Origin of the sequence: Aeromonas fluvialis, from assembly GCF_000819885.1 — a bacterium.
GTDB lineage: Bacteria > Pseudomonadota > Gammaproteobacteria > Enterobacterales > Aeromonadaceae > Aeromonas > Aeromonas fluvialis.
Genome location: NZ_CDBO01000074.1, coordinates 99391 through 122901, shown reverse-complemented (window position 1 = coordinate 122901; position 23511 = coordinate 99391). Strand labels below are relative to the sequence as shown.

The window sequence follows — 23511 nt, the reverse complement described above, 5'->3', positions numbered from 1 at the left end:
CCTTTCCAATTGGCCCGCCATTCCAGTAATATGTTTGGCCCTGTGGAATCGTGATGGAGAGTCAAAAAATGTCCCAGCTCGAGGTGGCGCTAGCCGAGATCAAGCGCGGAGCGGAAGAAATTCTGGTTGAAGAAGAACTGGTTGCCAAGTTGAAGGAAGGGCGCCCGCTGCGCATCAAGTTGGGCATGGACCCGACTGCCCCCGATATTCACCTGGGTCATACCGTGATCCTCAACAAGCTGAAGACCTTCCAGGATCTGGGCCACGAGATCATCTTGCTGATCGGCGATTTCACTGCCATGGTGGGCGACCCCTCCGGCAAGAATAGCACCCGTCCGCCGCTCTCCGAAGAGGCTATCAAGCACAACGCCCTCACCTATGCAGAGCAGGCGTTCAAGATCCTCGACCCGGCCAAGACCCGCATCGAGTACAACTCGACCTGGCTGGGCGAGTTGGGTGCGACCGGCATGATCAAGCTGGCGGCCAAGCAGACCGTGGCCCGCATGATGGAGCGTGACGACTTCAAAAAGCGCTACACCGGCGGCCAATCCATCGCGATCCACGAATTCCTCTACCCGCTGCTGCAAGGCTATGACTCGGTTGCGCTGAAGGCGGACGTTGAGCTCGGCGGTACCGATCAGAAGTTCAACCTGCTGATGGGCCGCGAGTTGCAAAAAGATGCCGGCATGGCGACCCAGTGCGTGCTGATGATGCCGCTGCTGGTGGGTCTGGATGGCGTCAAGAAGATGTCCAAGTCCGCTGCCAACTACATCGGGGTGCACGATGCCCCGGGCGAGATGTTCGGCAAGATCATGTCCATCACCGACGATCTGATGTGGAACTACTACGAGCTGCTCTCCTTCCGTCCGCTGGCTGAGATCGAGGAGTTCAAGGCAGGCATCGCCGCCGGTACCCTCAACCCGCGCGATGTGAAGATCTGGCTGGCCAAAGAGATCATCACCCGCTACCACGACGCAGCGGCGGCCGAAGCGGCTCACGAAGATTTCACCCAGCGCTTCTCCAAGAACGCCATTCCGGACGAGATGCCGGAAGTCGAACTGGCGCTGGAAGGGGAAGGGCTGGCCATTGCCAACCTGCTGAAAGAGGCCGATCTGGTGGCCACTACTTCCGAAGCACTGCGGATGATCAAGCAGGGCGCGGTCAAGGTGGATGGCGAGAAGCTGGAAGATGGCAAGGCATTGATTGGTGCCGGTACCGCCGTCTATCAGGTTGGCAAGCGCAAGTTTGCCCGCGTGACGGTCAAATAAGCCCTGATTGCTCAGTATGCGGTGACTGGTCATCCGCGCTGATGCGTTGAATAAGAGAAGCCTCCTTTGTGGAGGCTTCTCTGTATTTGCGATGTGTACGGGCTGCACAAATAGCAAAAACCGGCACCAGGGGATGCCGGTTTTTTTATTGCTACCGCGGGGCCTGTGACCTTAACGGGCCAGTTGGACGGCGGCGCGAGTACGGGCGGGTTGCGGGTGGTGCTTGGTTTTTGGCGCGCAGGTTACTTTCAGGCGCAGCCACTCGCGCCACAGCAGCCAGCAGAGCGGCGGGGTGAGCAGCAGCACGGTGGCGGGCTGGGCCATCAGCACCCCGTCTTTGCCCCACAGCAGCGGCAGCAGGAAGATGAACGGCAGCAGCAACACCGTCTTGGCAATCGAGATGATCAGCGCCTGGCGGGTGCGCGCCATGGATTGCAGCAGCACGATGCCGAACATAATGATCCCCTCCAGCGGAATGGCACCCAGGTTGAGCAGCAGGCTGCTGACCGCGGCATCGATGAGTTCGGGATCCTCCCTGCCGGTATAGAGCATGGCCACTTGCCGGGGCAGCAGCTGGATGATGAGCCACACCAACATGCCGTAGAGAAAGGTGAACTTGAGGCCCATCTCCATCAGATACTTGAGGTTGCGATGACGCCTGGCCCCCGCCGCCTTGCTGATGAGGGGCTGGATGCCAAAGGCAAGCCCTTGCAGGACCACGATAAAGACCGCTTCGGTGTAACCGGCCACGGTAAAGCCCGCCAGATCTTTCACGTTGCCATGCACCATCAGCTGGCTGTTGTGCAGCATCAGCAGCAGGCCGAGGTTGAACTGGGCAATCAGGCTCGGCAGACCGGTAAAGAGCAGGTGCGGCATGGCGGGGAGGTTGGGCACCAGATCCCGCCAGCCCAGCCGCAAACGGGCATAGGGGGTAAAGAAGTAGCCAAGGCCGATGAGGCTCACCATCCCCTCCGCCATCAGGGTGGCCTGGGCGGTGCCGGTCAGGCCGAGCTCCAGTTTGGCCACCATCACATAGTTGAGAATGATGTTGAGCACGGCGCCGCCGCTCACCAGCACCATGGCCAGTTTCGGGCGGCCATCGTTGCGCAGCAGATAGGGCGCCGCCAGATTGCTGGCCAGCAGCAGGGTACCGCCGCCAATCCAGGTGAGATAGTCACTGGCCTGTTTCCAGGTATCGCTGCCCTGTTCGATCCCCAGCCCGAGCAGGATATCGGTGTGGGTGTAATAGAGCAGCACCGGTGCAATGATCCCGAGACCTGCCAGCAGCCAGAGGGCGTTGACCAGCGCCTGACGGGCCAACGTGTCGTTTTTCGCCCCCTGCTGGAAGGAGATGGCGGTGGCCGCTCCCATGCTGATCATGGCGGCCAGACCGATCAGCACCATGATGACTGGATAGACCAGGTTGATCCCGGCGAGGCCGGCGGCGCCGACATAGTGGCCGACGAAGATGCCGTCGATGAGGTAGTAGGCCCCCGAGACCAGCATGGCGAGGATGGAAGGAAGGGCGTAAGCCCAAAAGCGACGGGTCATGGCCCGTTGCCGCAGTGTTAAATAGGCAGACATATCTGTTCTCTCGGGGAGTCCGATTATCGAACAGCTAGTCTAAATTAATACTTATTTGGTGATAATAAGGGTTTCACTTGATGAATTGCTGAGTATTACTCACCAATCCAGGGTTTTGGTAGTGAGCCTTGAGCATGTCGATCAGGATGCGCAGCCCGCTGCCCAGCTGGTGACGACTGGGATAAAAGAGATAGAAACCGGCAAAGGTGGGGCACCAAGGCTCTAGCACGGTGAGCAGTTTCCCTTCCGCGACCTTTTGGCTCACCTCCTCTTCCAGACAGTAGGCAAGACCCAGTCCCGCCTCGGCGGCACCCAGATAGAGGGCCGGGGTGCTGGTGGTGAGTGGCCCGGTCACTTCGATCTCCAGCATGGTGCCATCGGCGGCAAAGGCCCAGCGATAGTGGTGGTGCGGGGTGAGGCGATAGCCGATGCAGGCGTGGCGACAGAGCTCGCTCGGGTGCGCGGGGGCGCCGTGTTCGGCCAGGTAGTCAGGGGAGCCGACCACCAGATAGCGCTGGGGCGGGCCGAGGGGGATGCCGATCATCTCCTTGGGTAGCAGATCGCCATAAAAGAGCGCGGCATCGTAACCATCTTCAATCAGCCGGGGCATCAGCTCCTGCTCCACCACCTCCACCTGCATTCTCGGGTAACGCCGCAGATAGTCGATAAGCACGGGCGCCAGCAAACTGTCGATGGCGCCACGCGGGGCGCAGATCTTGAGTCGCCCCACCGGCTCATCGCTGTTGCGGGCCAGCTCGCTGAGCGCCTCTTCCAACGTATTGAGGGTGGGCAGCAGCTGCTTGAGCAGTCGCTGGCCCGCTTCTGTCGGCACCACGGCACGGGTGCTGCGGTTGAGCAGTCGCACCCCCAGACGGGTTTCCAGTCCCTTCAGGCTGTGGCTCAGGGCGGAAGCGGAGACCCCGAGTTCGAGGGCGGCCTTGCTGAAACTGTGGTGACGGGCGACGGCGGCGAAGACGGCCAGTTCGGCGAGATCGGTACGGGTAATGGTCATCATCAATTAACAAAAGGGCGTGAGTCACAAGGGTACGCCAAGGCCGAGCTACACACAATCGACTCGAAAATGGACAAATGTTGCGTAAATGTGGTCATTTTAAACCCCTTGAATTTAGTCGTGCATAATTTAATTGTTAAAAAAAACGCATAGTAAGGCGCTTTTAGTGTGATCTAGGTCGTTTGGGGGGGGGATGAATCAGACTTTTGTTGATAAAATCAAAAAAATACCGTGATTAATGGGGCGTTTAATTAAAGCCAGCCCATCAAGAGTGGCGCACATTAATCGGTTGTTAAGTGTTGCGGGCGTCGACCCTCAGGGGCGCAATCTCGCACAATTGTCTGTTGCAAGCTTGTTGTCACAAGGAGTGATGACCAGGTTGCCGGGGGGCGAGAGGTTAATGACAAGGACGGACAGCAGGCGTTCCAGGGAGAGGGAACCGGGCCAAGGGCCCGAACAAACAAGAATCCCATTTTGCCTAGATGACAGGATCAATGTATGTCTGTCATGAATATTGCGGCTGATGGTCGTTTAGCCAGCAACACTTACCGCGCCATCAACAAGGCCGATCTGGTCTGGATGCTGGGTCTGTACGGTACCGCGATCGGTGCCGGTGTGCTCTTCCTGCCAATCAACGCCGGTGTAGGTGGCCTGTGGCCGCTGGTTGCCATGTTGATCCTGACCACCTGGGCCATCGCTACCATCAACCCGAGTATCCTCGGCATGATCGAAGACCTGGGTGGCCCGATCATCGCCATGCTGCTGTTCCTGATGCCGATGTACGCCATCACCAAGGTGCCGGCCATGCGCAAATACGCTGGCAACCTTAGCAACGGCTTCGAGACCATCATTAGCCTTATCGCCATGTCCGGTATTATCTACAAGCTGATTGCCTGATAACTCCGGTCATTCTGTTGAATGAAAACGCCGCCTCGCAAGAGGCGGCGTTTTCATTGCCTGCTCAACAGCGGCAGACTTGCATAAATCCGGGCATATTCTCTGCACTCTGCTTAACAAAGGGGTGGGGGAGGCCTAACATGGCGAGATGTTTTTTTAGTCAGGACAAAAGGATATGTCTGGGTTGAAAAAGGACCTCGGGCTCTGGCAGGGGATGGGGCTACTCGCCACCTCACTGCTTGGCACCGGGATTTTCGTGGTACCGGCGACCGCCGCGTCGCTGGCGGGGGGCGCCTCTCTGTGGGCCTGGCTGCTGCTGATTGCGCTGGTGCTGCCCATCGCCTTTACCTTTGCCCGCCTCGGCCGCCGCTATCCCCACGCGGGCGGGGCGCCCCACCTGATTGGCCTCGCCTTTGGCAATGGCGCCGAGCGCTTCTCGGCATTTCTGTTTCTGGCGGTGCTGCCGGTAGGTCTGCCCGCCGCCCTGATGATCGCCGCCGGTTTCTGGCACGCCCTGTTTGAGATGGGGGAGTGGACCCTCTGGGCCATCCAGCTGCTCACCCTGCTCGGGGTCTTTCTGCTGGGGCTGCGCGGGGCGCGATCCTCCGGCAACCTGCAACTGCTGATTGCGCTCGCCATTTTGGGGCTCACCCTGCTTATCTGGTTCAAGGGAGAGATGAGCTGGCGCGATGCGGCCAGGCCGCTGCCGACGACGGACGAGTGGCCCCCTATGGCCACCGCGCTGGCGGTGATGTTCTGGTGTTTCGTCGGGCTGGAAGCTTTCGCCCACATGGGGGAGGAGTTCAAGCGGCCACAGCGGGATTACCCTATCGCTCTGCTGGGCGGCGTGCTGCTGGCGGGGCTTATCTACTGGGTGCACTCGCTGGTGGTGCTCAAATATGGCCTCTACGGCGATGAGGCGAAAAACGCCACCGCCATCCCCTCCCTGCTGGCGCTGCTGTTCGGCCCCACCGCCAAGTGGCTGGTGGCGGTGCTCGGTTATCTCTCCTGTTTTGCCAGCATCAATATCTATATTCAGGGCTTTGCCCGGCTGATCTGGAGCATGGCGCGGGAAGGCAAGCTGCCCCCCTCGCTGGCCGTGCTCACCGCGCGCGGGGCGCCGCTACGGGCGCTCGGTCTGGTGCTCGCCATCTGCCTGCTCTGCATCACCCTCATCATCTGGCTGCGACTGCCGCTTGATGAGCTGATCCGCTACGCCAACGGCAACTTCGTGCTGGTCTACCTGCTCTGCATGGCGGCGGGCTGGCGTCTGCTCGGTGGGGTGGGCAAGGGGCTGGCGGGGATAAGCGTACTGCTCTGCGCCCTGGTACTGGTGGCGCTCGCCTCCCAGGTGCTCTATGCGGTGGTGCTGAGTCTCGGCTACGGCGGCTTCTCGTTGTGGCGGCATCATCTGCGTCGCAGTCGTCAGCAGGATGCGTGCCCGCTGGCGAAATGAGGTCTCCCCGATTGCCGAAAAAATGAGAAAGCCCTGATGTTCAGGGCTTTTTTGATTTAGATATGCAAGGTGTTCATATGAACACAGTCCGGCACGTGATTTACTGAAAAGCGCAGGGTCGGATCAACTCAATAGCGATTTATCGCCAAAAAAAGTGGGATCCAGCTCCCATTTTGCTTAAAGTGCTGCTTTCCGATCCCGATGGTCGGAATACCCGCAAGGATGCCCTTCAGACGTAAACAAGATGGCCTGGCCAGACTGACTCACAGAGATTTCATTGCTTCGGTTCTCTTTTTATCTGCCACCTGTGGTGATAGCGCCTTGTTCCGTTCAGTCAGTCCGGGTTTTGCGTCACTCTCATCGTGCATTGTCTCCATCTGCAGCGAGTGAATCATGAGCGAATCGGTTTTTGAGATCCACGACTGGACCCTGAGCGTTGACGACAACATGTTGTGTCGCCCCGACCGCGAGGTCTACCTCGAACCCCGGCTGGTCAACCTGTTGCGGTTTCTGGCCCGCAATGCCGGTACCGTGTTTGGCCGCGATGCCCTGATCAACGAGGTGTGGGACGGCGCAGAAGTGACCGATCAGGTGGTGACCCAATCCATCTTCGAACTGCGCAAGATCCTCAAGGATGGTCGCACCGACGCGACCGAGTATATCGTTACCGTGCCCAAGCGCGGCTACAAGCTGGTGGCGCCGGTGCGGCCTCTGCAAGTTGTGTCTGTGGTGATGGCGGATGAGCAGCCGGTGGCCGCGGTCAATACCGCTCTCTCCGACAACCCGACTCTCTCCGATCTGAGCCCGCCCGTGGCTGAGCAGGATGATGATGAACAGCCCAATGTCGCCCCTTTTCCCGCCGGGCCCCTGACCCGCGCCATCTCCACCCATGCTAAGGATGCTCGCAGCCGCTGGAAGATGGTGAGTTTTGATATCTTCGTTGCCATCGTGTTGATCGCCATTGTCAGCATGCTCAGCTACCAGCACACCAGTCCCCAGGTGCACGCCATGCTAGATCCCAATCTGCTGGTGTTCCGCTTCCACTCCGGCATGGATGACAACAACGAGAACGTGCGCCTCGCCGATGGCATCACCCGCGCCCTGATGGGGGAGGTGGCGGTAGCCACGCCGCTGCGGGTGCAGTACGGCGCCACCACTCTGACGGGGGGCATCATGCCCGGCAAGGAGCTGAGCGTACGGGTTACCCGCCAGTCGCGGGGGACCGATCTCGACTTGGAATACCGCAATATCAACACCAACCGGGTGCTGTTCAGCCATCAATACCAGCTCAGTCGCCACAGTGTGCATAGGGTGTTGCAGGCCAGCAGTCAGGATTTGCTGCGCGCTCTCGATCAGCCGGATGCCGAGCCTGGCATGGGCTGGCCCACCGACGATGCCTCGCTGATGGCACTGATGGAGGCCCACTACTACACCAACAGCCGGGATCCGGTCGCCCTCAAGCGTGGCATCGATCTGCTGGAGCAGGCGCTGATTGCCCATCCGGATCAGCCGCTGCTGCTGGCGGAGCGTTATCTGGCGGGCGAGGCGCTGGCGACCCTGGCGGGCAAATCCGAGAGTGAGCGGCTACAGGGGATCGGCACCCATCTCGCCCGCGTGGTGCAAAACAGCGGCGCCCTGCCAGCCCGGGTGTGGGAGGCCCTGACCCTGCAGGCGATCCTCAACGGCCAGCAACAGCAGGCCGACTATCTGCTGGAGCAGGCGGCGAGCCGTGGCCGCTCGGTGCTCTACTACATACTGCAGGGCAAGCTGGCGGAGCTGGATGGTCGCCCCGAGGCGGCGGGAGATGCCTACAGTCAGGCTTTCCTGATGGAGGCGACCGAGCAGACCTATCTGCTCTGCCAGCAGCTCGGTTTCTACAGCAATATGGAGACCCTCACCCCGGCCCTGTTCAATGCGTTGGGTCAGAGCAAGGTGAAGCTGTTCTAACCCAACTGCACGGATCTGCGACTGGTCGGCCCCCTGCTGACCCCCGCACAGGCTGCCTTCGGGTGGCCTGTGCTGTTTCTGCCAGGCGGCATCACATCTATTTCGGATCTATCCGGATGCCTCATCGTCGCTGCCCGCGTTAACGTTCGCGATCGCCCTCGCCCGTGATCACCCGTATCGCTGCTGCCGCACATGCCGCACATGCCGCACATGCTGCACATCCTGCGTATTCCACACATACCGCAGGTGGTTACGCAGCGCTTCTTGCCTGCTGTTGGCATCTGTTTCACCGCCTCTTCTTCACCGCGCTCGCCGTTGGCGTACACAAAGCGCTGTGCCTCCCTTGCTCCCACGACCACAGGGCGCAGCCTTTCTTTGTTTCACCGTGCCAACAGGGAGCCAGGACCGAGTTTGTGGCGGGGCGAGCGGGTGAGCGTGGGGGCCCGGTTTGCGGTGGCGAAGGGTGGGGGACCACCTCTGCGGCAGGTGCGGGGGGAGGGGTGGCACCATGGGATCCCCGCACCCCGGGTTTATCCCCGGAAAAATATCAAGACAGGGGGATAAGGGGGTTATCAAGGGACAAAAAACGGCTCTCCAGATATCAAGGTTTTATCAAGACGGTGTCGAAGTAAAACCTCATCCATCTGTTTTTAAAGAAATTTATATCAAAACAGCCAAGCGCTGAAAAAAGTTGGCTCATATTTTTATCCGTTAGCTGCTCCTTATGTTTTTCGGGGATGAGAGGCCTAGTCTGTGCCCATTCCTTGGCGGGACGTTCCGCCAAATGTGTATGTGACGACCCGACCTTTTATAGAACCGGAGATCTTATGTCCCTCGATACGAGCAAGAAGATTGGCCTTATCGCCTGTACAGGTGTGGTGGCCGGCAACATGATGGGGAGCGGTATTGCGCTGCTGCCTTCGGCACTGGCCACCATCGGCTCCATCTCTGTCTTTAGCTGGGCTATCTGTCTGGTAGGCGCCATGGGCCTCGCCTTCGTTTTCGCCCGCCTTGCGACCAAGAACCCGCAAGAGGGTGGCCCCATTGCTTACGCTGGCGAGATCTCTCCGGTGTTCGGTTTCCAGACCGGTGTGCTGTATTACCACGCCAACTGGATCGGTAACCTGGCCATCGCCATTACCGGCGTCTCCTACCTCTCGGTGTTCTTCCCCATTCTCAACAACCCGATCCCAGCCGCCGCAGCCACCATCGTAGCCGTCTGGATCTTCACCTTCGTCAACCTGCTTGGCGGTAGCTGGGTGAGCCGACTCTGTACTCTGGGTCTGGTGCTGATCCTGCTGCCGGTTGTCGGTACTGCGGTGATGGGCTGGGGTCATTTTGATGCCACCGTCTACAGCCAGAACTGGAACACCACCAGCGGCAGCGACCTGCATGCGGTCATCAGCGCCGTGCTGATCTGCCTCTGGTCCTTCGTCGGTGTTGAATCTGCCGCCGTCTCTTCCGGCATGGTGAAGAACCCCAAGCGCACCGTACCGCTCGCTACCATGCTGGGTACCGGTATCGCGGGGGTTATCTACATCCTCTCTACCCAGGTGATCAGCGGCATGTTCCCGGCCGGTGAAGTGGCCGCCTCCGGCGCCCCGTTTGCCATGGCCTCTTCCGCCATCTTCGGTAGCTGGTCTGCACCGTTCGTCTCTGCCTTCACCGCCCTGGCCTGCTTCACCTCGCTCGGTTCCTGGATGATGCTGGTGGGCGAGGCGGGCAAGCGTGCCGCCAACGACGGCAACTTCCCGAAAATCTACGGTGAAGTGGACAAGAACGGCGTAGCCAAGAAGGGCCTGATCCTCGGCTCCCTCAAGATGACTGCCCTGATGGTTGGCCTGACCGCCTTCACTTCCCAGTCCGCTCACGCAGCCGATCTCTTCAACGTGCTGACCACAGATGCGGTGCTGCTGACCATGCTGCCCTACTTCTACTCCAGCATTAACCTGATCCGCTTCGAGGGCATGACCTCCCGCAGCATCGGCGTCATGATTTTCTCCGGTGTCGCCTGTGTCTTCTGTCTGGTGGCCTTGATGGGGGCACAGGGCTCCAACCTCACCGCCACCTTCGTGGTGTCGCTCATCATCCTGATGTTCTACGCCAAAAAACAGGGTCTGCGTCAGCACGACGCCCTGCTGAGCGAACAGCCCAGCAACTGATTCCCCCTTTTATCTTCCGAGCGCTCTTCACTCACCATCCCTGATGGAGAGCGCCCCTTCATGTGTGGAGCATTACGATGAATATCATTGCCATCCTCAACCACCTGGGCGTTTTCTTTAAAGAAGAACCCATTCGCCAGCTGCAAGCCTCCCTCGAGCGCAAGGGTTTCGAGGTTGTTTATCCGGTCGACGTTGCCGACCTGCTGAAACTGATTGAGAAGAACCCCCGCGTCTGCGGCGCCATCTTCGACTGGGACAAATACTCCCTGGGCCTGTGCAAGGAGATCCACGATCGCAACGAGAAGCTGCCGATCTTCGCCTTTGCCAACGACCAGTCCACTCTGGACATTCACCTGACCGACCTGCGTCTGAACGTGCACTTCTTCGAGTACCGTCTCGGCATGGCCGACGACATCGCCCTCAAGATGGGCCAGGCCACCCGGGAGTATCAGGACGCCATCCTGCCGCCGTTTACCAAGGCGCTGTTCAAGTACGTGGAAGAGGGTAAATACACCTTCTGTACTCCGGGTCACATGGGCGGTACCGCCTTCCAGATGAGCCCGGCCGGCAGCATCTTCTATGACTTCTACGGCCCGAACGCGTTCAAGGCGGATGTCTCCATCTCCATGCCGGAGCTGGGCTCCCTGCTGGATCACTCAGGTCCGCACAAGGAGGCCGAAGAGTACATCGCCCGTACCTTCAACGCCGATCGCTCCTATATCGTTACCAACGGCACCTCCACTGCCAACAAGATCGTCGGCATGTTCTCCGCGCCGGCGGGCAGCACTGTGCTGGTTGACCGCAACTGCCACAAGTCGCTCACTCACCTGATGATGATGAACGACGTGACGCCGATCTACTTCCGTCCGACCCGCAACGCCTACGGCATTCTGGGCGGTATCCCGCAGAGCGAATTCAGCCGCGACACCATCGCTGCCAAGGTTACCGCAACACCGGGTGCCCAGGCACCCCGTTACGCCGTCGTCACCAACTCCACCTATGATGGCCTGCTCTACAACACCGGCTTCATCAAGGAGAGTCTGGATACCCCGTACATCCACTTCGACAGTGCCTGGGTGCCCTACACCAACTTCAGCCCGATCTACGAAGGCAAGTGCGGCATGAGTGGCGACGCCATGCCGGGCAAGGTGTTCTACGAAACCCAGTCCACCCACAAGCTGCTGGCGGCCTTCTCCCAGGCCTCGATGATCCACATCAAGGGTGACGTGGAGGAAGAGACCTTCAACGAAGCCTTCATGATGCACACATCCACCTCGCCGCAGTACGGCATCGTGGCCTCCACCGAGATCTCCGCCGCCATGATGCGGGGCAACACCGGCAAGCGTCTGATCAAGGACTCTATCGATCGCGCCATCTCCTTCCGCAAAGAGATCAAGCGTCTGCGTGATCAGAGCGAAGGCTGGTTCTTCGACGTCTGGCAGCCGGACAACATCGACACCGTCGAGTGCTGGAAGCTGGATCCGCAAGATGACTGGCACGGTTTCAACGGCATCGACGATGACCACATGTACCTCGACCCCATCAAGGTCACCCTGCTGACCCCGGGGATGGGACGTGACGGCCAGCTGCTGGAGAAGGGCATTCCGGCCTCACTGGTCTCCAAGTTCCTCGACGAGCGCGGCATCGTGGTGGAGAAGACCGGCCCTTACAACATGCTGTTCCTCTTCTCCATCGGGATCGATCAGTCCAAGGCGATGCAGTTGCTGCGGGCTCTGACCGAGTTCAAGCGCGGTTATGATTTGAACCTGACCATCAAGAGCATACTGCCGAGCCTCTATCGCGAAGACCCGGCCTTCTACGCAGGCATGCGCATTCAGGCGCTGGCCCAGAGCATCCATGAGCTGACCTGCAAATACCGTCTGCCGGAGCTGATGTTCAAGGCGTTCGACGTGCTGCCGGAGATGAAGATGACCCCGCACGCTGCATGGCAGCAAGAGCTGGCGGGCAATCTGGAAGAGGTGCCGTTGCGTGACATGGTTGACCGCATCAGCGCCAACATGATCCTGCCGTACCCGCCGGGAGTACCGCTGGTGTTGCCGGGCGAGATGGTGACCAAGGATTCTCTGCCGGTGCTCGAGTTCCTCGAGATGCTGTGCGAGATCGGTGCCCACTACCCGGGCTTCGAGACCGATATCCACGGCCTCTATCGTCAGGCGGATGGCAGCTACACCGTCAAGGTGCTGCGTTAATCGAAAATGATAACAACGGGCCGCAAGGCCCGTTCAAACTATTGCCCCCCTGATTTCAGAAAAACAGGGTTTTCTCATCAAACAAAATCAATGCGTTACTATGACAATTTTGGCTTTTTCAGCAATCTGAACGCCCTGATAATCAGGGCTTTTTATATTTCAGATTCCGGGTGTGGGCTTAGTCCTGCGGACTCCTGAGCGCCTTGATCACATCCTTTTTGGGCTCCAGCTCCTTGACCTGATGGAAGATCTCCAGCTCCCCCTGCGGGCTGACGGTGTAGGCATCGGCATCCTGATAGCTGCCGCTGCCGGCGCTCTCGATGATGACCACCAGCTCGGGATCCTTGTCACCATTCAAATCGACCAGCTTCAGATCCCGGATAACGCCGTTGCGGGCCATCACCTTGCCATCCAGAAACTCATCCAGTGGGAACTCGGCGTTTTGACCCGAGTAGAGTCGCACGTCATAGCTGCCGATGGAGGCTGGCTCACCGGCCCCCTGCGCTACCCTGATCACCTGCCCGGAGGGGAGGGTCAGTTGCTTGCTAAATCCCTCTTCGGCTTGTGCTTGTGCCGCCAGCGGCAGGGTCAGCAGCCCTGCCATCATCAATGCTCTGTTCATCTTGCAACCTCTTGCTGTCTCTTGATTGCGGGCCCCGCGGGAGACCGCCGTGATGCGGTTACCAGATCTTCACCCGCTTCTGGGGCGGCAGATAGAGCTTGTCCCCCGGTTGGATGTTGAACGCCTCGTAGAAGGCGGGAATGTTTGGCACCACGCCGTTGACCCGGTACTCGGGCGGCGAGTGGGGGTCGGAGCGCAGCAGCATCTGCATCAGCTCGGGGCGATACATCCCCTTCCATACCTGCGCCCAGCCGAGGAAGAAGCGCTGTTCGCCGGTAAAACCATCCAGCACCGGCGCCTCCTTGCCATCGAGTGACAGCTCGTAGGCCTTGTGGGCGATGGTGAGACCGCCGAGATCGCCGATGTTCTCCCCCAGGGTGAACTGACCGTTGACGAACTGGCCGTTGATGGGCTCGAAGCGGTTGTACTGGGCCACCAGCCGGCTGGTACGGAAGCGGAACTCCTTGAGATCCTGCGGCGTCCACCAGTCGCGCATCATGCCGTCGCCGTCGGATTTGGCCCCCTGATCATCAAAACCGTGGCCCATCTCGTGGCCAATGACCCCGCCGATGGCACCGTAGTTGACCGCATCATCCGCCGTCATGTCGAAGAAGGGGGGCTGCAAGATGGCCGCCGGGAAGACGATCTCGTTGTTGCTCGGGTTGTAGTAGGCGTTCACCGTCTGCGGCGACATATGCCACTCGTCCCGGTCGACCGGCTTGCCGAGGCGCGCCAGACTGTCTGCGTATTCAAAGGCTTGCGAGCGTTGCAGGTTGCCCACCAGATCATCCGGTTTGATGGTGATGGCGCTGTAATCCTGCCACTTGTCGGGGTAGCCGATCTTGGGGCGGAACTTGGCCAGCTTCTCGAGCGCCTGCGCCTTGGTCTCGGGCGACATCCAGTCGAGATCCTTGATGCTCTGGCCGTAGGCGGTGCGCAGGTTCTCCACCAGCTGCTCCATCCGCTCCTTGGCCGCTGGCGGGAAGTAGCGGGCCACATAGAGCTGACCGACCGCTTCACCCAGATGATCGTTCAGCACCCCGAGCGCCCGCTCCCAGCTGGCGCGCTGTTTGGGCGTGCCGCTCAATGTGGTGCCGTAGAAGGCGAAGTTGGCCCGATCGGTCTCACTGTCGAGATAGGAGGCGTAGTCGGTCAACAGTTGCCACTTGAGGTAGGCCTGCCAGTCGGCGATGGGGGTCTGGGCCATCACCTGATCCAGCGCGCTCAGATAGGTCGGCTGGCCGATGATGAGCTCTGGCTGGGCAGCAATGCCCGCGGCGTTCAGGTAGGCCTGCCAGTCGAGGTGGGGGGCGAGCCGTGCCAGTTCGCTGGCGGGGCGCTTGTTGTAGTTCTTGTCCCGATCCCGCAGGGTCACATTGTCCCACTGGATGGTGGCTAGCCGGGTTTCGAGGGCCAGAATGCGCTTGGCGTTGCCGCTCGGATCAGACTCCCCGAGGCGGCTCAGCATGGCGGCGATATGCTGCTGGTACTTCTGGCGCAGGGCCTGACTGTCGGGATCCTGCTTGAGGTAGTAGTCCCGATCCGGCAGCCCCAATCCCCCCTGATAGAGGTAGACCGCATAGCGGTCGGGGGACTTGGCATCGGCGTTGATCCAGATGCCGAACGGCGCGCCGCCGCCGATGCGGCCTGATTGGGCAAAGGCGCGGGCCAGCCCGGCCTGATCACCGATCCGGTCGATCTCGGCCAGCGCCGGTGCCAGCGGGGTGAGCCCCTTGGCGTCACGGCCGGCCTGATCCAGATAGCTGGCATAGAGATCGCGGATCTGCGGGGTCGGCGTGCCGGTGGCGGCCTCCTGCTTGGCCAGCCCCTCGACCAGCACCCGCACATCGGCGAGGGACTTGTCCCGCAGCATGTAGAAGGCGCCATCGGCGGGGCGATCATCGGGGATCTTGGCGGTGGCGAGCCACTTGCCATTGACGTAGCGGAAGAAGTCATCGCCGGGTTTGATGCTGGTATCCATATTGGCCAGCGTCAGCCCGGCGTGTTTGGGGGAGTCTTGCGGTGCCTGACTGCAGCCAGCCAGTAGGGCCAGTCCAATCAGGCCGGCCAGTAAGCTTTTGTTATTGTTCATCTTGTTTGATTCCAATTCGGGTTGTTTGCTTCCCTGCCCATCCTCCTTGCGCCAACCGGTGATGTGACCGCCATGCGGCCGGCCTGGTGGAGAGGGTGGGCGAGCCTCACTCTAGCAGCAGGGTTGCAGCTTGATAAGCCTGACTCTGCTAAGATCGGCCGGTCCGTTTTGGGGAAGCCTATGATTTCTCATCTTTATTCTCGCTTTTGTCTGACTATGCCAGCGCCGGAAGGTTCCACCGGTCTGCTGGTGGCCTTCAGTGGCGGCCTCGACTCCACCCTGCTGCTGGTGCTGGCGGCGCAGTATGCCCGCGAGCACGGTCTGCCGCTTCGTGCCCTGCACGTGCACCACGGCCTCAGCCCCCATGCCGATGAGTGGGTCGTTCACTGTGAAGCCGTGTGTCAGCAATTGGCGGTGGAGATGCTGGTCGAGCGGGTGGCCTTGGCCCGCGGCAATGGCGAGAGTCTGGAGGCGCAAGCCCGCACCGCCCGTTACCAGCGGCTGACCGCCCGGATGCGGGAGGGGGAGTGGCTGCTCACCGCCCACCATCAGGACGATCAGCTGGAGACCCTGCTGCTGGCCCTCAAGCGCGGCGCCGGTCTGCGTGGCCTGGCGGGGATCTTGCCAAGCCAGCCCTTTGCTGGCGGCCTGTTGCTGCGGCCGATGCTCGATATGAGTCGCGTCGAGTTGGCCGAGGCGGCAGCGAGCCTCCCCTTTGGCTGGGTGGAGGATGAGAGCAATCAGGATGTGAGCTATGACCGCAACTTTTTGCGCCAGACGCTTATCCCCCAGCTCAAGGCGCGCTGGCCCGCCATGGCCCAGACCGCTGCGCGCAGCATGGCCCTGTGCGCCGAGCAGGAGGCGCTGCTGGATGAGCTGGCCGAGAGTGACTGGCAACTGGCGGGCGAGGGGGAGGCACTCCATATCGGCCCGCTGCACGCCCTTTCACCCACCCGGCGCAACAACCTGCTGCGCTACTGGATCCGCCGTCAGGGGGGGGAGATGCCATCCCGCGAGCAGCTTGCCCGGTTGTGGCAGGAGGTAGCGCTGGCGCGCGGCGATGCCAATCCCCAGCTCAACTGGGGGCGCCAGTGCTGCCGCCGTTTTCAGGAGCGGCTCTATCTGGTGAGTCCTGACTTGCAACCCTGCCATCAGCTATTGCCGCTGATTGTGGGTGAGCCGCTGACCCTGCCGGACGGGTTGGGCGAGCTGGTGGTGCGCATGGCGGAGCACGGGGAGGGGCTGCTGCGTGCCCCCCGGCCGGACGAGCCGCTCTCGGTGCGTTTTCAGGTGGCGCCCGGGATCCCCCTCAAACCGGTGGGGCGAAGCGGTAGTCGGCGGATGAAGAAGCTGCTGCAGGAGTATGGTGTGCCTTCGTGGCAGCGGGGGCGAATCCCCATCCTCTACTATGGCGAGCAGGTGGCGGTGGTGGTGGGGCTCTTTGTCTGCGACGGTTTTATGGCACAGGGGGCCGGGCTGGTGTGCCACTGGCAGGCGGGCGGTGCAGCCCCGGTTCTGCCCGAGCTGGATCTTGCCTGAGGAGAGCTCGGTGTGAGGGGGGATTAGCCCCAAAAAAGAAGCTCCGGTCACATGGCGCGCATGTGCCGGAGCAAAGAAGAGTTCAGGACTATTCGGGAAGGCCGGCTTTGCCGGCTTTTTTGCGGGCGTAGAGGTGACTGTCGGCCGCCTCATAGAGGCTCGGCACATCGACCCCGGATTGCCAGCTGGCGGCACCAAGGCTGCATCCGACCGAGAAGGTGCTGAGCTCCTTGTGGGTCATCAACATATGCTGCAGTCGCAGCCAGACCGGGCGCCACGCCTCGGGTTCGGCCGGTTGCAGCAGCAGGGCAAATTCATCCCCTCCGAGCCGGAAGGCTTGATCCGTGCTGCGGATGCAGCCTTTGAGCAGCTGGGCGAAGCGGCTTAGCACCAGATCCCCCACCGGATGACCCCAGGTGTCATTGATCTGCTTGAAGCGATCGAGATCCATCAGCACCAGCACCAGACCATGGGGCTCGCGGCTGTGCTGCTCGATGGCGCGGCCGATGGCCTCATCAAAGTAGGAGCGGTTGCCAAGGCCGGTCAGGTGATCGAGCCTGACCAGCTGATCCAGTTTTTCCAGCCGAAGATAGAGGGGCAGCAGCAGGCAGAGTTGCTGATGGTATTGCATCAATACCCGTTGCTGGCTGCCACTGAGTGGATGCTCCAGCTGGTAGTGGAGCTGGCCGAGCAGTTGGCCGTGCTGGCCGCGCAGCTCGAACGGATAGCTGTGCAGGTTGAGGGTGGCCTGCGGCGGGTGCTGGATCAGCATATGGGGCTGGCCACAATCGAGGTAGAGGCTGTGGATCCTGACAATTCTTGCCGCACGATCGGCAAAAGTTGTCAGCAAACCGCCGAGATCGCTCTGCCCCAACAACTGCTCGAGCAAGGGGTTGCGTTCAACGCTGGGCAACGGCGTGAACCGCTCCATCTGGCGAACCCACTGCTCGATGCCATGGCTAAAGCCATTGAGTGACGACGTATTTTCCATGGTCTTCCACCTGTGTACCTGACAACTGCTCCCACTTATTTGCAATTGTCATGCCCAATATATCTTTTCTTCTCGCCAGTTCGACTGACTAGACTTAAGTTGATAAAAAGGAGAGGGAAATTTGTACACAGACCTGTTGATCCTGCTGTTCGCCGCCGTGCTGCTGGTGGCAACTTTCCGACGCCTCGGCTTGCCGGTGATCCTCGCCTACCTGATTGCCGGCGTGTTGCTCGGTCCCCACGGGCTGGCGGTGATCACCGGCCAGTCGATCATGCAGACCATTGCCGAGCTCGGCATCGTCTTTTTGATGTTCTCGCTGGGGCTGGAGTTCTCCCTCCCGAAATTGCTGGCGATGCGCCGACTGGTGCTGGGGGTGGGCGGCCTGCAGGTGCTGCTCACGTCACTGCTTTTCTTCGCCATCTGCTGGTGGTGGGGGTTGGGTCTGGCCCAGTCGCTGGTGGTGGCTGGCACCCTGGCTTTGTCGTCGACGGCTGTGGTGATCAAGCAGCTAGGCGAGCAGAAGCAGCTCCATACCCGCCGCGCCCAGCTGGGGGTGAGTGTGCTGTTGTTTCAGGATCTGGCGGTGGTACCCCTGCTGGTGATGATCCCGATCCTCGCCCAGCCGGAAGTACAGGGGAGTGCGCTGGCCGCCGAGATCGCCTGGGCCACCCTCAAGGGGCTGCTTGCCCTCTTTACCCTGTTGGCAGTGGGCAAGTGGCTGCTGCCGTTGCTGTTTCACGAGGTGGCGCGGGCCCGCTCCGATGAGCTGTTCGTGCTGAGTGCCCTGCTGGTGGCGCTATTGGCCGCGTTCATGACCCATTCGCTGGGGCTGTCGATGGCGCTGGGGGCATTTCTGGCGGGGATGATGCTTGGGGAGTCCCACTACCGTCATCAGCTGGAGGTGGATATCAAGCCCTTTCGCGACGTGCTGATGGGGCTCTTTTTTATCACCATCGGCATGACTATGGAGTGGGAGCTGGTGGCGCGGGCCTGGTGGCAGGTGCTGATCTGCGTGGTGCTATTGGTGCTGTGCAAATCCCTGCTGGTGCTGCTGGCCGGACGGCTGATGGGGGAGCGCAAGCGTGACAGCATGGCCGCCGGCATCATGCTAAGCCAGATCGGTGAATTTGGCTTCGTGCTGCTGGCGCTGGCACTGCACCACGGCCTGCTGGATCAGCAGTTGGTCTCCCTGCTCATTGGCATCGGTATCATCTCCATCGCCATGACCCCCTGGCTGGTGATCCAGGCCCACTCGCTGGCCCGCAGCCTCACCGATCCGGCGCTGCTGACCCGATCTGAGGTAGCCCAGTCGGGCCTGAGCAAGAACCAGCACGTCATCATCGCCGGGTTTGGCCGAGCGGGGCAGACCTGTGCCCGTTTCCTCAAGATCGAGGAGATCCCCTTTCTGGCCCTCGATCTCGACCCCGAGCGGGTGAGCGAGGCCAAGCAGGCGGGGGAGCAGGTGGCCTTTGGCGATGCCAGTCGGCGCGATATTCTGCTGGCCGCCGGGTTGTTGCGGGCGCGGCTGGTGATCATCACCTTCGACGATCGCAAGCGGGTGGAGGCGATGCTGGCACTGATCCGCGAACTGGCGGGGGAGCTCAAGGTGCTGGTGCGTACCCGTGATGACAGTTTTCTCGAGCAGTACAAGCGGGCAGGGGCCTTCGAGGTGATCCCGGAATCCCAGGAGGGGGCCCTGATGCTGGTCTCTCATCTGCTGGTCAATTGCGATATCCCCCTCGGCCGGGTGATCCGGCGGATGGAGCACGAGCGCAGCAGCCAGTATCGCTTCCTGCACGGCTTCTACTGGGGGGATCAGAGCGCCAGCAATCTGGAGGCGGATCAGCTGCTCGAGCGCCTCCATCCGCTTTTGTTGCACGATCAGGCGTGGGCGGTGGGACGCGAGGTGCGCGATCTCCCCCTCGCTGAGGTGCGGATCAAGGAGGTGCAGCGTGGGGAGCTGAGTCTGGAGCCCAGACCCGAACTGGTGCTGGCGGCCGGTGATCGGCTGATCCTGTTTGGTACCGTGGTGGCGATGGAGCAGGCGGAGCAGCGTCTGCTTGAGGGATATTGATTGCTGCTAGCCTTCCCCCTTCGGTGGCAAGTCGCTGCCGAGGAAGTTCAGAACGTACTCCCGCTCCCTGAGGGTGTCCTGGTAGCCCAGCTTGATCAACTGTTGGCAGTATCCTGGATAGAACATCAGGAAGCTGGCCAGACTGCTTGTCTCATCCCCTTTTACCCCTAGCACCCGCAACAGGCGACGCAGTTGCAGCGGCAGTTTGCGCAGGTAAGGAAGCGCCATCTCGTCAAGATCCTGACTTGGTTTCAGCACGCAGGTCTCCACCCGCTTCAGTTGCAGCCGGTTGAGCTCCCGTAGCGGGATAAGATCCAGAGTCTGATTGATGCGCCACAGCCGCTCCAGATCGGAGTTGAGGGTGTCGGTAAAGACGGTATCGAGCAGATGGCTGGCGATATTGGAGCTGGTGAGATGGCCGTGGTGATGGGTCGGCGCCGAGTGTGCTGGCGGATCGAGGGTGATCAGCATGATCCGCTCTGCCCCCAGATGGATGGCGGGGCTGAGCGGGCTTAACTGGTGGATGGATCCGTCGCCGTAGAACTTCTCGCCGATCCGGGTGGCCGGAAAGACAAAGGGGAGCGCCGAGGAGGCGAGCAGATGCTCCGATGTAAGCACGGTGCGTACCCCGCGCCGCCTGGCCCGCTCCCACGGATGGTGGTCGGTCCGCCCCTGAAAGAAGGTGGTGGAGAGACCGTCATCATAATCCGACGCCGTGATGGCCAGCGCCTCCAGACTGCCGTAGAGGATATTGTCATCGATGCGGTGATAGTCGATGAGCTGATCCAGCAGGCGGTGCAGCGGCGCGTTGTCAAAGAGGTGAAAGGCGTGGTTGGTATGGGGATTGATCAGCCCCGCCGACCCCTCGTACATCAGCCGCCACAGCAGCCGACCGGGGTGAAAATCGAAGATATGGTGAGTCTCGAAACGGCGCCAGACCCACTCCAGCTTGCGCACCCCCAGATGAAAGCAGGAGGCGTAGCAGGCCAGCGCGGTGACATTGATGGCCCCCGCCGAGGTGCCGCACAGAATGGGAAAAGGGATGCCGAGATTGCGCGGGTAGAGCTCCGCAATCGCCTTGAGAGCACCGACCTGATAGGCGGCGCGAGCACCGCCACCGGTGAGCAACAACGCTGTATTGGGTCTGGCCATATGCTGGCGCCTTATTGTTGGCCCGAGAGGGGCGTTCCCACTGACAAGTTAACTATAAGGCGCTGTATCAAATATAAAAACGGGCGCGCGCCCGTTTTTTTAATCGCCCCCTGTCAAAGGGGGCGGTGAGGATTTGCCGGCCGCGCCAGCTGATCGAAGGCGGCTAATACCGGCGCGCTGGCGAGGATGCGACCGTGGCCCAGACCCCGGGTGCTCACCAGCCGGGTATGGCCATCCTGACTGGCCCGCAGGGAGTTGTCGTGGGGGGCAAATCTGTCCTCCTCGTCGTGGACGATCATCGCTGCGCCGCTGCGACTGGCGAGTCGGCCCAGCGGATCGACCGTGCTCAAGGGGTATTGGTACTCCTGCTCAATCTCCTTGACTACCGCATCGAACAACCGGATGGAGTAACCGGAGCGAGCCACCATGCCGTAGAGCTGGGGCACATAGTCGAGCACCGGCGCAATCAACAGCAGCGGCAGGGTATCGATACCCGGTTGACGGCTGGAGAGGGTAACAGCACCGCCCATGCTGTGGGCGATCACGCCGTGCAGCGGGCCCACTTCGCTGGCCAGCCTGGTCGCCAACTCGTCGAAGGCGCGCACGAAGCGGGGCAGATGGCCGGTATGGCCTGCGCTCTGGCCGTGGGCCGGATGATCGTAGGCAATCGCAGTGAACCCCTGTGCGGCGATATGACTCATCAGCGGATAAAACTGGCTGGCGCTGCCGGACCAGCCGTGCATCAGCAGCCACAGTGGTCCCTGACCGAGCTGATAGCTCATCACTGCCCCTTCGCTGGTATGGACTGCCTGCTTCACCAGACCGGCTGGCTCGGCGCCATCCCGTTGGTTGCGCTGGGGTGTGAGCAGCAACTTGCTGGCGGTGCGCTTGGCATGGCTGGGGGCGAAGCTGTGGTGCAACCGGGTGCCGATCCCCAGCAGCCATTTGCTCGGGCTGAAGCGGCGGGTGTTGAAGTAGATCTTGCTGCTCATGGTCATCCTGTGGTTTTTATGTGCGAACGGTCGTGCTTTTTTGTTGGTTTTTAAAAAGTCGTGTTGAACGGATGCCAAAACATCAGCGCCAGCTGCTCAGTAGATCGTTCACTTCGGGCCAGAAGTGGCGGGCCGGATCCTGACACAGTTCGAGGTCGTTGAACACCTGATCAGCCAGATAGAGGCCATAGAGACGATACACGGCGCGCCAGGGATCTATTTCCTGTCGCCACTCGCCTGCGGCCTGACCCTGCACCACTTGACGGGCCAGATAGTCGAGCCAGAAGCGCACCAGTTGACGGGCGGCTTGCTGCACCGGGCTCTTTTGCTCATGGCCATCCTGCTCCGAGGTCCAGGCGTTGAGGAACATGCAGCGACCCGCGAAGCAGTGGTTCCACGCCTGCCAGGCGCGAAGCAGGGCGATCAGCTTGTCGTGCTGGCTCTGGTGCTCCTGCTGACGTACCGGCTGGATCACCCGCAGCCGGAACACCTCGGCGGCGTACTCCAGCACGGCGATCTGCAGATTGTCGCGGGATTGAAAGTGGGCAAACAGGCCGCTTTTCGACATCTCGCAGGCGCTGGCCAGCGAGCCGATGGTCAGGCTCTCCAGCCCTTGCTGGCTCGCCTGCTCAAAAGCAGTCTGCAAAATGTTTTCCCGGGTCAGGCGCCCCTTGCTCATCCTTCTCTCCTCGTTAGCGCTGGCAGCATAAAGTACGATCGTGCTAATTGTCGAGCAACAAATAGCCAGCATGGCTGGCTATGTCGTCTCGCACGTGTCGCTATGCGCGGGGGTCAGTTCTCCTTGATATCGAGCTGTTGCAGGGCGATAACCGCCTGAGTGCGGTTTTTGACCCCCAGTTTTCTGAAGATGGCGGTGATATGGGCCTTGATGGTGGCCTCGGAGACGTTGAGCTCCCAGGCGATCTGTTTGTTGAGGCTGCCATCGCGCAGCATGATCAGCACCTTGTACTGCTGGGGGGTGAGGCTGGCCAGCTTGCTGGCGAAATCGGGGCCATCTTCCGATTCGGGATGGAGCGAGATGCCTTCCGGCACCCAGTTATCCCCCCCGATCACCGTATTGAGGGCGTTGACCAGCTCCTTCATCGGTACCGACTTGGGAATGAAGCCGAGCGCCCCGAGCCGGAGCACCTGCTGGATGATGGCGGGATCTTCCGAGGCGGAGACCACCACGATGGGCAGGTCGGGATACTGGCCACGCAGGTGGGCCAATCCTTCAAACCCGTTGGCCCCCGGCATCTTGAGATCGAGCAGCAACAGGTCAACGTCGGGGTGCTCGCCAAGCAGATGGGTCAGGCTGTCGATGGAGTCTGCTTCCAGCAGTTGGGCGTCGTCGATGGCCATGTGCACCGCTTGATAGAGGGCGCCCCGAAACAGGGGGTGGTCATCTGCGATGACGATGGTAAATTGGCTGTCCATATTTCGGTTAATGGCTCACATTGTTGCTAACTGATTGTTTTGAAAAATCAAACTAGCATCGCTCACAAAGAGGGTC

At 60.8% G+C, this 23511-nt stretch carries 16 protein-coding genes and 1 pseudogene; 8 read left to right on the top strand and 9 right to left on the bottom strand.

Translation table 11 applies throughout. The features are described from left to right. Window positions 1-68 precede the first annotated feature (68 nt). Entirely contained in the window at window positions 69-1268 is a 1200-nt protein-coding gene (tyrS, locus tag BN1125_RS17240; RefSeq protein WP_042013793.1) for a tyrosine--tRNA ligase, read from the top strand. A gap of 171 nt (window positions 1269-1439) precedes the next feature. Here the strand turns inward: tyrS and BN1125_RS17235 are convergent, their stop codons facing one another. Both BN1125_RS17235 and BN1125_RS17230 read right to left on the bottom strand, forming a co-directional pair. After that, window positions 1440-2852, bottom strand: a complete 1413-nt coding sequence (locus BN1125_RS17235; RefSeq protein WP_042013791.1) for an MATE family efflux transporter — start codon at window positions 2850-2852, stop codon at window positions 1440-1442. Between the two features lie 73 nt (window positions 2853-2925). Next, on the bottom strand, window positions 2926-3864 hold the full coding sequence (locus tag BN1125_RS17230; RefSeq protein WP_042013788.1) for a LysR family transcriptional regulator: 939 nt from the start codon (window positions 3862-3864) through the stop codon (window positions 2926-2928). A 672-nt stretch (window positions 3865-4536) separates the two neighbouring features. On the opposite strand from BN1125_RS17230, the pseudogene BN1125_RS18750 reads away from it, so the two are divergent. From BN1125_RS18750 to BN1125_RS17205, 5 genes and pseudogenes are all read left to right on the top strand, one after another. Next, window positions 4537-4761, top strand: a pseudogene (locus BN1125_RS18750) (HAAAP family serine/threonine permease); the annotation flags it as partial. 175 nt (window positions 4762-4936) lie between these two features. After that, on the top strand, window positions 4937-6217 hold the full coding sequence (yjeH, locus tag BN1125_RS17220; RefSeq protein WP_042013784.1) for an L-methionine/branched-chain amino acid transporter: 1281 nt from the start codon (window positions 4937-4939) through the stop codon (window positions 6215-6217). A gap of 393 nt (window positions 6218-6610) precedes the next feature. After that, window positions 6611-8164, top strand: a complete 1554-nt coding sequence (gene cadC, locus BN1125_RS17215; RefSeq protein WP_042013783.1) for a lysine decarboxylation/transport transcriptional activator CadC — start codon at window positions 6611-6613, stop codon at window positions 8162-8164. A gap of 827 nt (window positions 8165-8991) precedes the next feature. After that, window positions 8992-10326 carry a cadaverine/lysine antiporter gene (cadB, locus tag BN1125_RS17210; protein WP_042013782.1) on the top strand — a complete coding sequence of 445 codons (1335 nt, stop codon included), beginning with the start codon at window positions 8992-8994 and terminating at the stop codon, window positions 10324-10326. Between the two features lie 77 nt (window positions 10327-10403). Beyond that, complete coding sequence (locus tag BN1125_RS17205; protein WP_042013780.1) at window positions 10404-12536, top strand: lysine decarboxylase CadA; 2133 nt, start codon at window positions 10404-10406, stop codon at window positions 12534-12536. A 178-nt stretch (window positions 12537-12714) separates the two neighbouring features. Here the strand turns inward: BN1125_RS17205 and BN1125_RS17200 are convergent, their stop codons facing one another. Together BN1125_RS17200 and BN1125_RS17195 are read right to left on the bottom strand one after the other, a co-directional pair. Further along, the gene (locus BN1125_RS17200) at window positions 12715-13158 is read right to left on the bottom strand and encodes a PliI family lysozyme inhibitor of I-type lysozyme (RefSeq protein WP_042013778.1); all 444 of its coding nucleotides are present in this window, start codon (window positions 13156-13158) and stop codon (window positions 12715-12717) included. Between the two features lie 58 nt (window positions 13159-13216). Next, on the bottom strand, window positions 13217-15250 hold the full coding sequence (locus BN1125_RS17195; protein WP_042013870.1) for a M13 family metallopeptidase: 2034 nt from the start codon (window positions 15248-15250) through the stop codon (window positions 13217-13219). 180 nt (window positions 15251-15430) lie between these two features. Between BN1125_RS17195 and tilS the strand changes: the two genes are divergently transcribed. Next, window positions 15431-16789, top strand: coding sequence for a tRNA lysidine(34) synthetase TilS (tilS, locus tag BN1125_RS17190; RefSeq protein ID WP_042013776.1), 1359 nt, complete (start codon window positions 15431-15433; stop codon window positions 16787-16789). Between the two features lie 88 nt (window positions 16790-16877). Here tilS and BN1125_RS17185 read toward each other — a convergent pair whose 3' ends face one another. Further along, complete coding sequence (locus BN1125_RS17185) at window positions 16878-17780, bottom strand: GGDEF domain-containing protein (RefSeq protein ID WP_042013774.1); 903 nt, start codon at window positions 17778-17780, stop codon at window positions 16878-16880. Between the two features lie 121 nt (window positions 17781-17901). Between BN1125_RS17185 and BN1125_RS17180 the strand changes: the two genes are divergently transcribed. Continuing rightward, complete coding sequence (locus BN1125_RS17180) at window positions 17902-19854, top strand: monovalent cation:proton antiporter family protein (RefSeq protein ID WP_042013773.1); 1953 nt, start codon at window positions 17902-17904, stop codon at window positions 19852-19854. A 6-nt stretch (window positions 19855-19860) separates the two neighbouring features. On the opposite strand, the gene BN1125_RS17175 is transcribed toward BN1125_RS17180, so the two are convergent. The 4 genes from BN1125_RS17175 to BN1125_RS17160 form a co-directional block, all read right to left on the bottom strand. Beyond that, window positions 19861-21006 (bottom strand): patatin-like phospholipase family protein, encoded by a 1146-nt coding sequence (locus BN1125_RS17175; RefSeq protein WP_042013772.1) that lies wholly within the window; start codon window positions 21004-21006, stop codon window positions 19861-19863. A gap of 113 nt (window positions 21007-21119) precedes the next feature. Further along, window positions 21120-21998 carry an alpha/beta hydrolase gene (locus BN1125_RS17170; protein WP_042013770.1) on the bottom strand — a complete coding sequence of 293 codons (879 nt, stop codon included), beginning with the start codon at window positions 21996-21998 and terminating at the stop codon, window positions 21120-21122. A gap of 82 nt (window positions 21999-22080) precedes the next feature. Next, a complete protein-coding gene (locus BN1125_RS17165) occupies window positions 22081-22677 on the bottom strand; it encodes a TetR/AcrR family transcriptional regulator (RefSeq protein ID WP_042013769.1) in 597 nt (198 codons plus the stop codon). 113 nt (window positions 22678-22790) lie between these two features. Further along, a complete protein-coding gene (locus BN1125_RS17160; RefSeq protein ID WP_042013767.1) occupies window positions 22791-23435 on the bottom strand; it encodes a response regulator transcription factor in 645 nt (214 codons plus the stop codon). Window positions 23436-23511: the final 76 nt, after the last annotated feature.

Coding starts and splice junctions, on each gene's coding strand:
- BN1125_RS17230 (WP_042013788.1), bottom strand. CDS start 3,864: ATGACCATTACCCGTACCGATCTCGCCGAACTGGCCGTCTTCGCCGCC.
- BN1125_RS17170 (WP_042013770.1), bottom strand. CDS start 21,998: ATGAGCAGCAAGATCTACTTCAACACCCGCCGCTTCAGCCCGAGCAAA.
- BN1125_RS17185 (WP_042013774.1), bottom strand. CDS start 17,780: ATGGAAAATACGTCGTCACTCAATGGCTTTAGCCATGGCATCGAGCAG.
- tilS (WP_042013776.1), top strand. CDS start 15,431: ATGATTTCTCATCTTTATTCTCGCTTTTGTCTGACTATGCCAGCGCCG.
- BN1125_RS17175 (WP_042013772.1), bottom strand. CDS start 21,006: ATGGCCAGACCCAATACAGCGTTGTTGCTCACCGGTGGCGGTGCTCGC.
- tyrS (WP_042013793.1), top strand. CDS start 69: ATGTCCCAGCTCGAGGTGGCGCTAGCCGAGATCAAGCGCGGAGCGGAA.
- BN1125_RS17235 (WP_042013791.1), bottom strand. CDS start 2,852: ATGTCTGCCTATTTAACACTGCGGCAACGGGCCATGACCCGTCGCTTT.
- cadB (WP_042013782.1), top strand. CDS start 8,992: ATGTCCCTCGATACGAGCAAGAAGATTGGCCTTATCGCCTGTACAGGT.
- cadC (WP_042013783.1), top strand. CDS start 6,611: ATGAGCGAATCGGTTTTTGAGATCCACGACTGGACCCTGAGCGTTGAC.
- BN1125_RS17160 (WP_042013767.1), bottom strand. CDS start 23,435: ATGGACAGCCAATTTACCATCGTCATCGCAGATGACCACCCCCTGTTT.
- yjeH (WP_042013784.1), top strand. CDS start 4,937: ATGTCTGGGTTGAAAAAGGACCTCGGGCTCTGGCAGGGGATGGGGCTA.
- BN1125_RS17195 (WP_042013870.1), bottom strand. CDS start 15,250: ATGAACAATAACAAAAGCTTACTGGCCGGCCTGATTGGACTGGCCCTA.
- BN1125_RS17200 (WP_042013778.1), bottom strand. CDS start 13,158: ATGAACAGAGCATTGATGATGGCAGGGCTGCTGACCCTGCCGCTGGCG.
- BN1125_RS17165 (WP_042013769.1), bottom strand. CDS start 22,677: ATGAGCAAGGGGCGCCTGACCCGGGAAAACATTTTGCAGACTGCTTTT.
- BN1125_RS17205 (WP_042013780.1), top strand. CDS start 10,404: ATGAATATCATTGCCATCCTCAACCACCTGGGCGTTTTCTTTAAAGAA.